A 15614-nucleotide genomic window follows, 5' to 3' on the forward strand; every position below is an offset into this window, starting at 1 on the left:
TCTACCGACCATGGGGGTGGCGGGTGGACGAAGGGGTGGCGCTCCTCGAGAGCGAGGTGCGCGAGCTCGTCCGTCGGCGTGGGGTCGACCCGGCGCGCGACGCCGAGGGCGTGCGGGCGCTGGTCTCCGCAGCGCTGGCTGACTACGACGACCGGTCGGTGGCCGGGCTGGTGCCGCCGATCGGTGATCCGGAGGCGGCCGCGAAGGAGGTCGTCGACGCCGTCGCCGGACTGGGGCCGTTGCAGCGCTACCTCGACGACCCCGAGATCGAGGAGATCTGGATCAACGAGCCGGGCAAGGTCTTCGTCGCCCGCTCCGGCCGTTCGGAACTGACCACGACCATCCTCGACGACGCGCAGGTGCGCGACCTCGTCGAACGGATGCTCCGCGCCTCCGGGCGCCGCCTGGACCTGTCGACACCCTTCGTCGACGCGTCGCTCGCCACGGGCGAGCGGGTCCACGTCGTCATTCCGGACATCACCCGGTCGGCGTGGGCGGTCAACATCCGCAAGTACGTGACGCGTGCCCGGCGCCTCGCGGACCTCGTCGCGCTCGGCTCCCTCACCCAGCAGGCGGCGACGTTCCTGGACGCGGCCGTGGTGGCGGGGATGAACGTCCTCGTCTCCGGGGCGACCCAGGCCGGAAGGAAACAGGTCAGTTAGCGGCCTGGCGGCTAACCGCCCGACGGAAGGAAGTAGCGGAAGCGCGTCGCTTTCAGGCTGGAGTCAGCTGCAACCCAGTCGGTCCACCAGCGGGTGTCGCCACCATCCGTCTGCACCGTGCCGTCGGCCTCTCTCCACCACTGAATGCCGTCGACCACGTACAGATCGGTAGGCGTGGTCTCGCGTGAGTTGTCGACCTCACCGATGGTCAGCTCCACCGTCTTCGCAGCGCCCGAGGTTCCTTTGACCTCCACGCGGCGTACGTCAGAGCCCTGGGTCACGAGCAAGTCGTAAGGCTTCGACGCACCCGTGTACTCGACTTCGTAGCCAAGCGAGATGTAAGCCTCAACGGCGAGGTTCACGGCGTGCCACTCGATTGCGCTCCTTACTGCGGAGTCCGCGATGTAGCCGCTATCTCCTCGCTTGTCCGCCTTCCCTCCTTGCCGGCTGGGGGAGGGGGCCGGACGGGGGACGCGCTCCAGCTCATCAAGACCCAGGACCTCCAGCACCTCGCGTGGCATTTTCACGAAGTAGGTCTGTTGAGCGCGGAGTTCGCGCTTATCGCTGAAGCCGAATGGAAAATAGAGCGAGCCGCCATCGTGCTCGGTCTCTAATTCGGCAAGAATTTGGCGGAGCTCGGCGTCGTGTGACCGCACGTCGGTGATGAGCACCGGGTCAGGCAGCAGCATAAAATTCAGAAGGGGCATTCGCCAGGCGGGACGGGGGGCCAGGCTCCCTGACGCTCGGCCGACGGTGCCTCTTGCCTGCCACTCAATGTCGGTGTCCTCGTAGGAGCCGGTCGCCTGGGACCATCCCACGATGCCTGGCTCACCGGCGAGGGATTTGTGCCAGTGCAGGACTACGTCGCCAGGCTGAACGTATGTAAGGAGCTCGTAACCCCAATATGGCCTACCGGAACCGTCGGCCGTCGGTGCGAATAGGTCGGCACCGAGATCGGATCGGTCCGTGATCTCCATCCAATACCGCTGCTCTGGATCGCCCGCCCACCACTCATTGATCGCCATTTGTTCATCATGCCGAAGATCGCGCCTTAGGTCTGGCTAGACCTACTGACGAGCCAGGAATCCCGCAAACTGCGCGTGTCGCTTCAAGGTGGTCCGGATGGCGTCCTTGATCGAGGACGGGCGGGTGCCCTCGCTACTGAACGCCTTTAGCTCGACGATGCAGGTCGACTGCTGGCTGTCTGGCCGGTCGACGGCGACGTCTGCGCGCACGGTGGCGTAGGGGGACTTGATGGTGCGCTCGTGCTCGGCCTGGATGTCGAGCATCCGCAAACACTTCGCGATCCTTTTGCCAAGCTGTGTCGGTTGGTTCGTGACACCGCCGTCGTACCAGGCGCGAGCCTGCTTCGCTCGCTCGGACTCGCGCTCGCGAAGGGGTCCATAGGTCGACGGATCCCAGTTCTCGGTGACGATGGAGAAGAAGTGCGACTTCTGGAACCGCCCGAGGTACGAGGGACTGGGCTCAAAATCCGGGTTATCGAGGTCTCGGCAAAGGTGATACAGATCAGCGGCGGCAATCGGGACTAAGCGAACATCAAAGTACAGCCGCGCACGATTAAGCTCGGTCAGCGGGAGCGTCCGGCGGTCGTCCTCGTTGAGCTCGCGATAGAAGGCGTTCCAGTCAAGCTTGTAGCCGTCACGCGCGTTCGTGAAACCGGCGACGCGGGTGATGCGCAACCCGTCGGTGACTGGCCAAAGCATGACCACCTGGTACTGGGAGAGGTCCTGCATCCGCGACATCTGCTGTGCGAGGAGATCGCCTACTCCTTCGATGGTCGCGCCGAGGGTTGCTGCATGGTCAGCGATCTGCTCGATGTTCTCGCGGAGCACTTCGAAGTCCGCGAGCGGCTGCTCCTGGTTGTGAAATGCGAAGGTCTCCTCGACGATCTCGGCCCACTCCTCCGGCAAAGGCCCCGCGAGCTCGAAGTCGCGCTGAAGCAGGATGCGCTCATTGCGGCTGGTGGCAGCGGCGAGGGCCGCCTGAAAGTCGCGGCTGGTGGTTAGCCACAGGAATAAGACCGGCACGTCCTTGAGGTCGCCCCTATCAAGAAGACTGAGCCGCTCAACGAACTGAGTGGGGACTGCGGACTTCTCGGCGACGTTCTCCTCGTACTGATCGATGACTGCGATAAGGAGCTCTGGCCGGTTCCGGCGACCGCGCGCGTCGCGGATCTCCTGCAGCAGGGTGGCCTCGGAGACGATGGCGGATCGTGACAGCTCCAGCACCTTCGTCTCCGGGAGGTGGGTGGCAAGCTCGCGCGCTGCTGAACTCTTGCCTGATCCGCTGCGACCAAAGATGGGAAGAAAGCGGATCCCCCCTGAGATCGCCATGGCGGCCTTCGCTCGCTGCACCAGCTCTAGCAATGGACGGTTGGGTCGCAGCCGCCCTCTGAAGGCGGGGTCGAGGTCTTCATATCGGGAAGGGAGCCGCGGGATCACGCCACGTAGGCTAACGGGTAGCCCGCCACCGCCCGGTGTTCACGCCCTCCCGCGGAGAGCGTGTCGTTACGACTGGACGTGGTGCGGGCTACTGCCCAGATGCCCAGCTCTGTGCGCATCCATCCCCGTCTCGGGCAAGATGGTCCTTGCCACCACCCCTCGGTGGCACGAGTTGCACCCGTGGGGGGACGCAGTAGCAGGGTGCAGAGGTCGCATCGTGGAGGGTCTGATCCGGACCCGAGGCGGTACCACGGTGGTAACGAAGGCACCACAGTTGGGCATCCGGTAAGCCAGCGGGCTCCGGGTCGAGTCACCGGACGTGGCTCGGTAGGTACATCGCCTGACCAGCCGGTAACCCGGATTGGTTGGCAGGGGAGCCGTACCAGAACTCACTAGTTCTGGAGGCTCCACATGCCTACGACTGACCCCGTTGTCCTCGCCCGCAACAAGCTTTCTGCCCTTCACGTGGGCAAAAAGCGCGGGCGCGTCCCCGATCCCGTGGCTGTAGCGGAAGCACGCCGGGAGCTGACCGCTGCCCACGTCGAGCGCGCCATTCGGAAGGCTCTGGATGCCGCCCCGCCGCTCACCCCCGAGCAGCGGGGGAACCTCGCCGCCCTCCTTATGGGAGTAGCGGACCGATGAGCGCAACGGGAAGCCGCCGTCCCGACGGCAACGGGACGGCGGCCAAGAGCACCGGGCAGGCAGCTCGTCTCAAGTTTGTCGCATGCCGCGACTGCACCGCCGCCTCGTGCGAAGACTGCGGGGGCGTCCACCACGACACGACCTGCCCCGTCGGCCGGACGCTCGCCAAGGTCGAGCGCAACGACCTCCGCTGGTTCGCCGCGCGTCCCTACGCCACGGAGCGCCGACGCCCGGCCAACTGGGCTGAGGCCGCGTCGGTGGAGCTGGAGTCGGGCTTCCTGCCGAGCCACGTCCACGTGATCCGGGGCAGCTCCGGCCAGCTGGCCTACGGCTACGGCGACAGCACGACCATCCGCGTGATGGTCATCGTGGGTGGTGGTCGGCGTGGCTGAGCGCCAGCTGTCCGTCGCGACCGCACCGTTCACCAAGACCGCCCACTGGCGGCAGAGCACCATCACCTGGAGCGGCCTCAAGGCGTGGATGGGCGACCCCGGCGACTCCAAGGAGTCCGGCGGCTACCTGCTGGGGGAGCTGCGGAAGACCACCGTCGACCACGTCGACCGAGCTGGCTGCACCGCGCTCCACCGCCGCAAGGGGTCCGTCGTCAGCCGGTGCGTGCTGGCCCTCGACGCCGACAGTGCCACGCCTGAGCTGGTGGAGCGCGTCAAGGCGCTGGGCGTGGCGACGCTCGTCCACACCACGTGGAGCCACACGCCCGACGAGCCGCGCTACCGCATCCTCATCCTGCTGGACCGCGACGTGTCTCCCGAGGAGTACCGGCTGCTGGCCCGAGCGGTGATGAAGGCTCTCGGCATCGAGCAGTTCGACACGAGCTGCGAGCAGGCCGAGCGGTTCATGTTCCGGCCCGCCACGCAGGACCCCGACGCCTACCAGCACTGGACGTTCGACGGTGACCCGCTGGACGTGGGGAGCTGGCTCGCTCGTCAGCTCGACCGGCTGCTGGACGAGCCTGACGCAGCTCCCGAGCCAGCGGAGCGGCGGAGTGCCCCGGTGACCGCCAGCGCCGAGTACGCCGCTCACGTCCGTGGCGTCATCGCCTGGACGCTCGGCAAGCTCGACGAGCTCCGAGACCTGCCCAACGGGTTCACCGTGTCGTGGCCCGGTGCCAAGGCACCCGACAAGGAGCCGGGCGAGGTCGGCTGGGACTACGGCGCGTACCTGGCCGCACAGCGGCTGGTGCAGGCCAGCAACTCTGGCATCGGCTACTCGCTGGAGGACGCCAAGCGCGACTTCACGAAGCACGCTCCGCCCGCTGACGACCGCTACGACCCCGAGCACAAGTGGGAGGACGCCGTGGCGTTCGTCGGAGACCAGGGGACGCCGTACCAGAGCGCGGCGGAGGAGTTCGACGCGGTGGAGGCCGACGAGCCGAGCTCGGCGGACGTGAACGGCGTCCGCGAGAGGTTCGCCCGGCTGGACCTGTATCAGCTTCTCGACCCCAACCGCCCTGAGCGCGAGTGGGTCGTCCATGACCTCGTCCCTGCCGGCACGGCGGTCGCCATCGTGGCACCGGCAGGCGTGGGCAAGTCGCTGCTGCTTCTCGCGATGGCGCTCGACATCGCACGTGGGAAGCCCGACTTCGCTGGGCTTGTCATCCCGCAGGCGCGGCGCGTGCTCATCGTCGACATGGAGAACACCGCCGACGACTACGCCGAGCGGCTGTCGAGCTTGGGCATCACCCGAGACAACGTCGCCGACCTGGACGACCGCTTCGTCCTTATCGACCTGCCTCCGCTCGCCGCGCTCGACACGGCGGAGGGTGGCCGCGAGTTGATGTCGATCCTCGACGCCTACGACATCGGCCCTGGGGATGTGGTCGTCTTGGACAGCTTCCAGCGGGTCACCGAGGGCAAGGAGAACGACTCCGACACAGCGCGCGCCTTCTACCGCCACACCGGAGCCGTGCTCAAGAAGCGCGGCGTGACCGTAGTCCGAACGGACAACACGGGAAAGGATGCCGAGAAGGGCGCTCGTGGCACCTCCTCCAAGCGCGACGATGTGGACCTGGAGCTGCTGCTCACCCGTGATGCCGACGACCCCGGACGGCTCTACCTCAAGCCGGGCAAGTCGCGCCTCGCAGGGATCGCCTCGCTGACCCTGACGCAGGGGCATGACGAGGACGGCTGGCTCATCTACACCGCGTCGAGCAACCCGTGGCGGGCCAAGGTCGATCACGCGCTGCAGGTGCTGGCCGGGCTGGACCTTCCGTCCGACGCTTCCCAGCGGGACACGGAGAAGGCCGTCAAGGGTGCCGGGCACAAGGTGCCCCGCGCCGCGCTCCGAGAGGCGCTGAAGTTGCGGCGGGAGCTGGCAGGAGACGACCAGTGAGCGCGCCATCCGTCAACGGCGCGCCGCCCGCGCGCCGGTCACTCCCCAGGCACGCCGCTGTCCACGGCGCGGCACAGCGCGCTGTGCCGGCAATCGGCGGAGTACGTGGGCAAGGTCCGCGCCGCCAGTCCACGGCGCGGCACGGCGCGACCAGCACCCGCGACTCGTGCCGCTGCGCGCCGCCGCCCCCTCTCTCTAAGGGGCGGCGCGCGGCGCGGTCGCCCGCCCGCGCGGACAAGCAGAACAGATGAAACGACCCCTGACCGACAAGGAGACATCACCATGACCGAGAACACCATCGTCCCGACCGCCTACGCCGACGCCGCTCGCTTGATCATCGGGCTGATCAACGACACCGAGGACGCCGACCAGGCGCTGCAGCGCGTCGCCGTCAACGCGAGCCGCACCGAGCTGATCCACCTCGCCTTCGCGGCGCTCCACACCGCTGCCGAGATGGTCTCGGCGGAGGCTGCCGCGTCGGTCCTTGCCGGCGAGGAGGGCGTGCCGGGTCCGGCCTTGGAGGCGCTCACGGACAGCTACAGCCGCGCCCTGAAGCGCCTCCGTGGCGAGCCGGATGCCCCGGGCGACACCGGCGAGGCATCATGAGTCTCGAGCGCGTGACGGCGGCCAGTACGAGGACCGCGAGGCAAGTACCCGCTAGCTGCCACGCTCCAGCCGGTGCCACCGAGTGACGCCCGCCAGCACCGGGACGAGGCCCTCCGGGGTAAGTCCCACGACGTGCGGCCAGCGACCAGGTAGGCCACAGACGGCAACCCCCATTCACGCGCTACCCCTGCACGCCTGCAGGAGAGACGAGCAACCCTCATGAAGACGATCCGTGAGCAGATGGACGGCCTCAAGGCCGACATGACTGCCATCATCAACCGCTCCAAGGCCGCTGGCCGGGACCTCACCACTGCTGAGGCCGCTGACATCGAGGCCAAGGCCGACGCCTACGAGCAGCTCAAGGCTCAGGCCGAGCAGGGCCAGAAGGTCGCTGACGTCGTCGAGCGCCTGGCCGTTGCCCAGAGCACGCCGACCGTCGCGACCGGCGAGAGCTGGGGCAAGTCGGTCCACGAGCGCCTGACCGGCGCTGCCGCCGCACGCGGCCTCAAGTCGGTCCTCCAGGGGCAGATCAGCACGCCTCCGGCTGTCGAGGTCTCGGCTCTGCCGACCACCCCGACGCGCCTGCTCGACCTGATCGCCCGCGAGGAGCTGGAGTCGGCCACGTTCGACTTCCTCCGCCAGGTCGCGCGGGACGAGAACGCCGACGTGGTCGCCGACGGCGACACCAAGCCGACCTCGGTCTACACGTTCGAGGAGATCAACGACCGCGCCCGCGTCATCGCGCACCTCTCCGAGCCGTTCCCCGAGCGGTTCCTGGAGGACCACTCGTCGATGGTCCAGGTGCTCGACCAGCAGATGCGCACTGGTGTGCTGCGGAAGCTGGAGCAGCAGGTCGTGGACGGCGACGGCACCGGCGAGCAGTTCACCGGCATCCTCAACACCTCCGGCGTGACCGACGTGGCGTTCGCCACCGACCAGCTCACCACCATCCGCCGCGCGCGGACGGTGCTGGGGGGTCTGGGCGAGGCCCCGACCGGCTGGGTGCTCAACCCCACCGACGCCGAGGCACTCGACCTCCTCCGTGAGGACGGGGCCACTGGCGGCTTCCTCATGAACAGCTCCGTCTACGACGGGCTGTTCGGCCAGGGCGTCGCCCGCATCACCTCCACCGCCGTCCCCCAGGGCACCGCTCTGCTGGCGGACTGGAGCCAGGTGCGCGTCGGTGTCCGGCAGAGTGACCACACGCTGGCCGCCACGCAGGCGGGCGACCTGTTCGACAAGAACCAGGTCAAGCTCCGCGCCGAGGGTCGGTACGGCCTCAAGCTGTTCCGCCCGCAGGCCTTCGCCGTGGTCCACCTGGCCGCCGCGTAACCGAGCTCGCCGCTGCAGGCGTCAACCGCACCTCGCCCGGTGTTCTCGCAGAGCATCCGCTGGGCCGAGGACGGATGGTGACGTGCAGGCTCACGCCTTTCTGAGCCGCTATCGACCGCACCAGCGCCAGCAGCGGCACCACCTCCGGACCAGCCGGTGGCACGGGTGAAGCGTCCCCGGCCACCGGCTGTCCACCTGTAGCGGGGAGAGGGCGTCCGGATCACGAGCGTCGCCCCCGCAGGCGGCTCCGCCAGGCAGCCCCCGCCTCTCCCCCAGGGATGACCCCTCCCCATCGCGCGCGAGGGGGAGGGTGGTTCTCCGTGTTCTGGGCCCGTATCGCGCCGGTTAGCTCGCAGCCCACGACGCCAACTCCTCGTCGCTCGGCGCGGCCACCGCGCCGAGCTGGTGGGGCATCTTCCACCGGAACGTGAGCCGAGAGGTGTCCAGGCCACGCCCGACGCGCCCACGCCGAACCTCGATGGCTTCCAGCGCGTCGTCCAGCACCGCGCGCTGCTCCTCGACGGTCGTGGCTTCGGCCCAGTCCTCGCCGTAGGTGTGGGTGCTCTGCACCTCGCGCAGGACCACCTGCGGAGCCTCGGCGCGCTTCTCGTCCCGCAGGTCCAGGAGGGTCGCCTGCTGGTCCTGGAGACGGCGGCGCTCGTCCCGGCTGGACGCGCCACGGATCGCCGCGTCGAGCTCGTCGAGCCGCTGCTCGATCTCCGGCAGCAGCGCCGCGCCGCCCTCGTAGACCTCCTCGACGACGCTCCAGCGGACGTGCTCACCCTTGAGCGCGAGGAACTGCTCGATGACGTGCGGCTCGATGTTGGAGATGGCCTGGTGGCACTTGGGGCAGTAGTAGCTGTGCCGCTTCTGCGTGGTGCCTCGGTGCATCCGCACTGGCGCGTCGTCGTGCATGGCGCACCACACCAGGCCCGACAGCAGCGGCGAGGTCTTGGAGCGGAGCGCGCGAGGCTTCGACTGGCCGCTGTCGCGCTCGTCCAGCTGGCGCACCAGTGCTCGCCACTCCGCCACGGGCAGGAGGGCAACCTTCTCGTCCACGACCGGCAGGCCGTGCTCGTCGCGGACCACGTCCTCGCCGCGCACCTTGGTGGCGTTGCCGGGGTTATAGGGCAGCATGCCGGCAAGGACGGGGTTGCGGATCAGCCGCTCGACCGTGCCGTAGTGCCAGCCGGTGCGCTTCCGCCCCTTCTGCGACGCCCTCGGTAGCGGAGCGCTGACATCGTCGAGCCACTGCACCACCGAGTAGATCGACGCGCCGTGCTGCACGCGCTCCACCGCCCCACGCACGTACTCGATGCGCTCCGGGTCCTGGGCCAGTACGCGCCCTGCCCCGTCGGGGTTGGGCACGGTGCGCCAGCCGTAGGGGATTGTCCCGCCCGGTATCCGGCCGTTGTGGAGAAGGTGGCGGCGGGCAGCGGTAACGCGGTCCCGGATGGCCTCTGCCTCCATCTGGGCGAAGCCAGCCATCACGCCAGCGACGATCTGCCCGACGGTGGTGGACATGTCGAGGTTGTCCTGGATAGACACGAGCGACCTGTCGCGCTCCTCCAGCACCTGGACGGTCGACCAGAAGTCGGTGATGCGGCGGGCCAGCCGGTCGATCTTCCAGATGATGACCGCGTCGAACGTCTCGGTGGAGTCCATCAGCGCCCGCCACCCTGTACGGTCCTCGGGGCGGTTGCGCGTCGCGGAGACGCCGTCGTCGGTGTAGGTGACAACCACCTGCCAGCCGCGCGCGGCGACGTACTGCTCGGCGGCACGGAGCTGGCGCTCGATGGAGACGGACTCCTCCGAGCTGACGGAGATGCGGGCGTAGACGGCGCAGCGGCGGGACATGCAACTAAGCATTACCGGAACGTGCCTGTTCCGCACCGGTTTGTACGCAGGCAGGTAAGACGACCATGGTCGGTGCGCTCGCGGGGGCGATCCCCGCCGGACAGCGCATCATCACGGCGGAGGAGGTCTTCGAGCTCCGGCTGGCCAACCGCGACGTCGTGCCGATGCAGACCCGCCAGCCCAACCTCGAGGGGACCGGCGAGGTCCCGCTGCGCCGGCTGGTGAAGGAAGCGCTGCGCATGCGCCCGGACCGCATCATCATCGGCGAGGTCCGCGAGGCCGAGGCGTTCGACATGCTGGTCGCGCTCAACGCCGGGATCCCGGGCATGTGCACACTGCACGCGAACTCCGCGCGCGAGGCGGTGACCAAGCTCTGCACCCTTCCGCTCCTCGCCGGCGAGAACGTCACCGCGGCCTTCGTGGTGCCGACCGTGGCGGCCGCCGTCGACCTGGTCGTGCACCTGGAGCTCGACCGGGAGGGCCGCCGCAGCGTCCGCGAGATCGTCGCGGTCACGGGCCGCGTGGAGGACGGCGTCGTCGAGACCGCCGAGCTCTTCGTCCGGCGCGACGGACAGCTCCTGCGTTCCTCCGGGTTCCCCGACGACGACGAGCGCTTCCGCCGTGCCGGCTACGACCTGGCGAGTCTCCTCGCCGACAGCGGGCGATAGCGGTGGGGGTCGTCGTCGGGCTGCTGCTGGGAGCCGGTCTGCTGGGCATCTGGTTCTCCTTCTTCGAGCCTCCGGAGCGTGCGCGACGGTCGACGCCGAGCTGGGCGGACCGGACTCAGGACCTGCTCGTCCAGGCCGGTGCGCCGACGGTCACCCCCACCTCGCTCCTCGTGACCTCGGGCCTGCTCGGCCTCGTCACCTTCGCCACGGCCGCGGCACTGACGGGGGCTCCGCCCATCGCTGCCTGCTTCGCCGTGATCGTGGCCGGCGCGCCGTCGCTCGTGGTGCGCTCCCGGGCCCGTAGACGCCGCACCGAGCTCCGGACGGTCTGGCCGGAGGTGCTCGACGACCTCGCCTCCGCGATCCGGGCCGGGCTGTCGCTGCCCGAGGCGCTCATCGCGCTGGGGGAGCGTGGCCCGGAGGAGGTCCGCACGGAGTTCCGCCAGTTCGCCGAGGACTACCGGGCCACCGGGAGGTTCGTGGACGCGCTCGAGACCCTCAAGGCCCGTCTCGCGGACCCGGTCGCCGACCGGATCGTCGAGGCGCTCCGGCTCACGCGCGAGGTCGGTGGGACGGACCTGGGGCGTCTGCTCCGCACGTTGGCACGGATGATCCGTGATGACCTGCGCACCCGCGGTGAGCTCGAGGCGAGGCAGTCCTGGACGGTGGCCGGGGCCCGGATGGCCGTGGCCGCCCCGTGGGTGGTGCTCCTGCTGCTCTCGACGCGCGCCGAGACCGCGCAGGCGTACAACTCCGCCCTCGGTGTGGTCGTCCTGGCGGCAGGCGCAGGTTGCTCCGCTCTCGCCTACGCCCTGATGGTGCGGATCGGGCGGCTGCCCGAGGAGACGAGGGTGCTGCGGTGAACGCCACGGCGCTGGGGGCGCTCGTGGGGCTGGCCGGCGGGGTGGGCGTCTGCCTCGTGCTGTGGCGCGTGGCGGCCCGGCGCATCACCCTGGACGCCCGGATCGCGCCGTACCTGCGGGAACGCCCGCGCACGTCACGACTGCTGGCGGAACGACCGGTGCACACCCCGTTCCCCACCCTCGAGCGGCTGCTCGCGCCGATGGTCGACGACGCCGGCCGGGTGCTGGAACGGCTCGGCTCGTCCTCGGTGAGCATCCGCCGCCGCCTCCAGCTGCTCGGCGGCACGACGACGCACGACCAGTTCCGCACCGAGCAGCTCATGTGGGCCGCCGTCGGTCTGGCGGCCGGCCTCCTCGGCGCCCTGACGATCGGTGTCCTCAGAGGCGCCCCGTTCGTGCCGCTGCTCCTAGGGGTCCTGCTGTGCGCCGTCGGCGGAGCCGTGGCGCGCGACCAGGCGCTGAGCCGTCAGGTCCGCCGGCGGCAGCAGCGCATGGCGATGGAGCTGCCGGACGTCGCGGAGCTGCTGGCGCTCGCGGTCTCGGCCGGTGAAGGACCGGTCGGTGCGCTCGAACGCATCGCCCGGACGACGAACGGTGAGCTCGCGCTCGACGTCCGACGCACCCTGGCCGAAGCCCGCTCGGGCGTGCCGCTCGCCGTCGCCCTCGAGCGCATGGCCGCACGCACGGACGAACCGTCGGTCGCGCGCTTCGCCGAGGGGGTCGCCGTCGCGCTGGAGCGCGGCACGCCGCTCGCGGAGGTGCTCCGTGCGCAGGCGCAGGACGCCCGCGAGACCGCCCGCCGGGAGCTGATGGAGACGGGCGGGAAGAAGGAGCTCGGGATGATGGTGCCAGTGGTGTTCCTGGTGCTTCCCGTCACCGTTCTCTTCGCGATCTTTCCTGGGCTCGCCGTGCTGCGGGTGGGTCTGTGAGCTGTGAGAGTTTCCCGGCGTCGCCGGGTCCGAACGACAACCATCCCGGAGGAGAACGTCATGTGGACCACCTTGCTCACGCTGCTCGCGGCCCGTCTCGGCTGGCCGGGGGAGGACGATCCCGAACGCGGGGACGTGCCGGGTTGGGTGCTGGTGACGCTCATGACGGCGGGTCTTGTGGTCGCGATCTGGGCGCTGGCCGGGCCGGCGCTGTCGACGGTGTTCGAGACGGCGATGAACCGGGTTCTGGCGTACTGAGCGGACCGGGTGGTGCCGAGCGTGGCTCGGCGGTCGTGGAGTTCGTGCTGGTCTCGGTGCTGGTGGTCACGATCGTGACGGCGCTGCTGCAGCTGGTGCTCGGTTTGCACGTGCGCAACACGTTGGTGGACTCGGCCTCCGAGGGGGCGCGTCACGCCGCGCTCGTGGGGGCGGGCCCGGCCGAGGGGGTCGCGCGCACCCGTGAGCTGGTCAGTCTCTCGCTCTCGCCGCGCTACGCGCGGGAGGTGAGTGCCTCGCAGGTGCAGCGGGGCGGGGTGGTCCTGGTCCGGGTGGAGGTGAGCGCTCCGCTGCCGGTGCTGGGGCTGCTCGGTCCGTCGGGGGTGCTGAACGTCAGCGGGCACGCGGTGCTCGAGGAGCCGCTGGGATGAGCGGGGGGACGACGTCGGTGCCGCCGCCGTCCGCGGCGGCACGTGTGCGGGCCGGTCGGGGGCGGCGGGCGGGGTGGCGGTGGGCGGGGATGACGACGCCCGGGCTGGTCGCGGTGGTGCGTGCCCGGCTGGGCGTCGGCGGTGCCGAGCGGCGCCGCGCAGACGAGGCTGAGCGGGGCAGCGCGGTGGTGGAGTTCCTGGGGATGAGCCTGCTGCTGCTCGTCCCGGTCGTCTACCTGGTCCTGACGCTGGCGCAGGTGCAGGCCGCCGCGTTCGCCGCGGAGGGGGCCGCGCGGGAGGCGGGGCGTCTGCTGGCCCGGGCGGAGAGCCTCGAGGCGGGGGCGTCCGCGGCGCGGTTCGCGGTGGAGCTGGCGTTCGAGGACCAGGGCCTGGATGTCGACGGGGCCGAGGCGCTGCGGATCTCCTGCGCCGGGGAGCCGTGCCTGGCGCCGGGGGCGCGGGTGGTGGTCGAGGTGTCCGCGAGCGTCGACCTGCCGCTCGTGCCGGACTTTGTGGCCGACGCGGTCCCGGCCGCCGTGCCGGTCACCGCCACGCACGTCACCGCGGTGCCCCAGTTCCGGGAGGCACGGTGAGGCTGGGAGGCACGGCGAGGCCGGGAGGCACGGCGAGATTGGGAGGCACGGCGAGGACGTTGCGGCGACGGGTGGCGCCGGCGGGCGGGGCGGAGCAGGGTCAGATCATGCTGCTCACGCTGGCCTTCGGGGTGCTTGTCCTGGCGCTCGTGCTCGTGGTGGCCAGTGCGTCCGCGGTGCACATCGAGCGCAAGCGGCTGCTCGCGCTGGCCGACGGCGCGGCGGCCGACGCCGCGGACGCGATCGACCTGGCCGCGTACTACGCGACCCCGGCGGGCTCGCCCGACGCGGCCACCCGCGTGCCGCTGTCGGACGCCTCCGTCGAGGCGGCCGTGCAGGAGTACCTCCGCGCCTCGCCGCCGGCGCTGGTGGCCGAGTTCGAGCGCCTGCGGGTGGCCGAGCCGACCGGGACCCCGGACGGGACCACGGCCCAGGTCACCCTCACCGCCACGGCGCGCCCACCCCTCGTGCCCTGGGCCCTGCTCCCGTGGAGCGACGGCGTCGCACTACGCGTGACCTCCACCGCCCGGGCAGGCTAAGACGGTGAGCACCCAGGACCTGCTGGCCGTCGCCGTCGACCTCTACGGCCTGCTGCCGGGCGAGTTCGTCGAGTCGCGCGACGAGCGCGCGAAGCAGGCCCGTGCCGACGGCGAAGCCGACCTGGCCCGAGACGTCAAGGCCCTGCGCAAGCCGACCGCGGCCGCCTGGCTCGTCAACGCGATGGTGCGGCACATGACCGAGCAGATCGAGCAGGTGCTCGAGCTCGGCCAGGCCATGCGCGAGGCCCAGGAGGACCTCGACGCGGCCGAGCTGAGGACGCTCAACCGGCAGCGCCGCCAGCTCGTCACCGCCGTGGTGCGGCAGGGCCGGAAGGTCGGGGCGGAGCTCGGGCAGAAGGTCAACGACGTGGCGGCGGAGCAGGCTGCCGCGACGCTGCAGGCGGCGATGGCGGACGAGAACGCGGAGGCGGCCCTGCGTACGGGGCTCCTGCTCGAACCGATGACCACCACCGGCCTGGACCCCGTCGACCTCACTGGGGTCCTGGCGGTGCCCGAGGCGCTGGGGGAGCGGGCCCCACGCCAGGCCGGCCGGAAGACTGTGGGCGGCAGGCGAAAGACAAAGACGGACGCCGCGGCGGCCCTGCGCGCCGAGATCGCCCGGGTCGAGCAGGAGGAGCAGGAGGCCGAGCGACGGTCGGCGGAGACGGAGCGCGAGCTGCGCTCGGCGGAGGACACCGTGCACCGGCTCGAGGCGCGGGTGCTGCAGCTGCGGTCGGAGGTCGAGGAGCTCCGGCGCCAGCTCGACGAGCGGGAGCACGCCCTCACCGGCGCGGAGGGCCGGCTCGACGACGCCGAGGACGCGCGGGAGTCTGCCGCATCTGCCCACGACGACGCGGAGACCGCCGTGGAGGAGGTGCGGGACAGACTCGCCCGGCTACGCGAGCAGCAGGGCTGACCGCGGTGACGGTGCGTTGCTAGACCGCGAGCTTCTCCCGGGCCGGGCCCCGGCTGCGGCGGCCCCGTCCCTCGGTGCGCCCCGCCGGACGCGACGACCCGGCCTGGAGCGGCCGGTCGGCCAGCGGTCCGGGGGCGCGGTCGGGCTCCGCCGTCGGCGCGTCCTGGGCCGGCGAGACGACCGAGCGGCGGGCGGCGCGGCGGGCCCGCTCCAGGCGCTGCTCGTGGAGGAGCTGGGCGGAGCGGGCGGCGGCGCGCAGCCGCCGTGCCACGAGGTGCCGCTTGAGCGCGACGATCGCGACCACGCCGATCGCGATCCAGATCCCGTTCGCGACGGCGGAGGGCCAGGCGCCGGAGGCCGCCGAGCTCGAGCCGACGGCGATCGCGCCGAAGACGTTCAGCCCCTGATAGCTCACCGAACCGGCGGGCAGACGACCGGTGGAGAGCAGGGCGTAGGCCACCAGCTGGACGACGACACCCACCCAGCCGGCGGTGACAATCACGGAGGCGACGATCTCGGGCACAGGTCAATCGTGACGACCTCGCCCAT

General features: G+C 70.7%; 15 protein-coding genes and 2 pseudogenes. 13 read left to right on the forward strand and 4 right to left on the reverse strand.

Annotated elements, in window-relative coordinates; all coding sequences use genetic code 11:
* Positions 1-23 precede the first annotated feature (23 nt).
* A pseudogene (locus tag ATJ97_RS15390) lies at positions 24-647 on the forward strand (ATPase, T2SS/T4P/T4SS family); the annotation flags it as partial.
* A gap of 26 nt (positions 648-673) precedes the next feature.
* Here ATJ97_RS15390 and ATJ97_RS15395 read toward each other — a convergent pair.
* Both ATJ97_RS15395 and ATJ97_RS15400 read right to left on the reverse strand, forming a co-directional pair.
* The gene (locus ATJ97_RS15395; protein ID WP_098484490.1) at positions 674-1687 is read right to left on the reverse strand and encodes a protein NO VEIN domain-containing protein; all 1014 of its coding nucleotides are present in this window, start codon (positions 1685-1687) and stop codon (positions 674-676) included.
* 42 nt (positions 1688-1729) lie between these two features.
* Positions 1730-3124, reverse strand: coding sequence for a P-loop NTPase family protein (locus ATJ97_RS15400; RefSeq protein ID WP_098484491.1), 1395 nt, complete (start codon positions 3122-3124; stop codon positions 1730-1732).
* Between the two features lie 638 nt (positions 3125-3762).
* Between ATJ97_RS15400 and ATJ97_RS15405 the strand changes: the two genes are divergently transcribed.
* From ATJ97_RS15405 to ATJ97_RS15420, 4 genes are all read left to right on the forward strand, one after another.
* Positions 3763-4158, forward strand: a complete 396-nt coding sequence (locus tag ATJ97_RS15405; protein WP_098484492.1) for a hypothetical protein — start codon at positions 3763-3765, stop codon at positions 4156-4158.
* Positions 4151-6115, forward strand: coding sequence for an AAA family ATPase (locus ATJ97_RS15410; protein WP_143427044.1), 1965 nt, complete (start codon positions 4151-4153; stop codon positions 6113-6115). Before ATJ97_RS15405 ends, ATJ97_RS15410 begins: the two co-directional genes overlap by 8 nt.
* Positions 6116-6397: 282 nt before the next feature.
* Entirely contained in the window at positions 6398-6721 is a 324-nt protein-coding gene (locus ATJ97_RS15415) for a hypothetical protein (RefSeq protein WP_098484494.1), read from the forward strand.
* A gap of 195 nt (positions 6722-6916) precedes the next feature.
* Positions 6917-8053: a phage major capsid protein gene (locus tag ATJ97_RS15420; RefSeq protein ID WP_281254993.1), complete on the forward strand. Its 1137-nt coding sequence runs from the start codon at positions 6917-6919 to the stop codon at positions 8051-8053.
* Positions 8054-8398: 345 nt separating this feature from the next.
* Here the strand turns inward: ATJ97_RS15420 and ATJ97_RS15425 are convergent, their stop codons facing one another.
* A complete protein-coding gene (locus ATJ97_RS15425) occupies positions 8399-9910 on the reverse strand; it encodes a recombinase family protein (RefSeq protein ID WP_170037502.1) in 1512 nt (503 codons plus the stop codon).
* A gap of 44 nt (positions 9911-9954) precedes the next feature.
* Here ATJ97_RS15425 and ATJ97_RS15430 point away from each other — a divergent pair.
* From ATJ97_RS15430 to ATJ97_RS15465, 8 genes and pseudogenes are all read left to right on the forward strand, one after another.
* A pseudogene (locus ATJ97_RS15430) lies at positions 9955-10578 on the forward strand (TadA family conjugal transfer-associated ATPase); the annotation flags it as partial.
* A 2-nt stretch (positions 10579-10580) separates the two neighbouring features.
* Positions 10581-11441: a type II secretion system F family protein gene (locus tag ATJ97_RS15435; RefSeq protein WP_098484498.1), complete on the forward strand. Its 861-nt coding sequence runs from the start codon at positions 10581-10583 to the stop codon at positions 11439-11441.
* A complete protein-coding gene (locus tag ATJ97_RS15440; RefSeq protein ID WP_098484499.1) occupies positions 11438-12370 on the forward strand; it encodes a type II secretion system F family protein in 933 nt (310 codons plus the stop codon). The genes ATJ97_RS15435 and ATJ97_RS15440 overlap by 4 nt, the downstream gene beginning before the upstream one ends.
* 60 nt (positions 12371-12430) lie before the next feature.
* On the forward strand, positions 12431-12628 hold the full coding sequence (locus tag ATJ97_RS15445) for a hypothetical protein (RefSeq protein WP_098484500.1): 198 nt from the start codon (positions 12431-12433) through the stop codon (positions 12626-12628).
* Positions 12629-12663: 35 nt separating this feature from the next.
* Positions 12664-13017, forward strand: a complete 354-nt coding sequence (locus tag ATJ97_RS15450) for a TadE family protein (protein WP_245862607.1) — start codon at positions 12664-12666, stop codon at positions 13015-13017.
* Positions 13014-13610, forward strand: coding sequence for a pilus assembly protein (locus ATJ97_RS15455; RefSeq protein ID WP_245862611.1), 597 nt, complete (start codon positions 13014-13016; stop codon positions 13608-13610). The genes ATJ97_RS15450 and ATJ97_RS15455 overlap by 4 nt, the downstream gene beginning before the upstream one ends.
* Positions 13611-13717: 107 nt before the next feature.
* The gene (locus tag ATJ97_RS15460) at positions 13718-14149 is read left to right on the forward strand and encodes a hypothetical protein (RefSeq protein ID WP_098485523.1); all 432 of its coding nucleotides are present in this window, start codon (positions 13718-13720) and stop codon (positions 14147-14149) included.
* Positions 14150-14153: 4 nt separating this feature from the next.
* Positions 14154-15065 carry a coiled-coil domain-containing protein gene (locus ATJ97_RS15465; protein WP_098484501.1) on the forward strand — a complete coding sequence of 304 codons (912 nt, stop codon included), beginning with the start codon at positions 14154-14156 and terminating at the stop codon, positions 15063-15065.
* A 19-nt stretch (positions 15066-15084) separates the two neighbouring features.
* Here ATJ97_RS15465 and ATJ97_RS15470 read toward each other — a convergent pair whose 3' ends face one another.
* The gene (locus tag ATJ97_RS15470; RefSeq protein ID WP_098484502.1) at positions 15085-15588 is read right to left on the reverse strand and encodes a CBU_0592 family membrane protein; all 504 of its coding nucleotides are present in this window, start codon (positions 15586-15588) and stop codon (positions 15085-15087) included.
* Between the last annotated feature and the right edge of the window lie 26 nt (positions 15589-15614).

This window comes from Georgenia soli (assembly GCF_002563695.1).
GTDB classification, from domain to species: domain Bacteria; phylum Actinomycetota; class Actinomycetes; order Actinomycetales; family Actinomycetaceae; genus Georgenia; species Georgenia soli.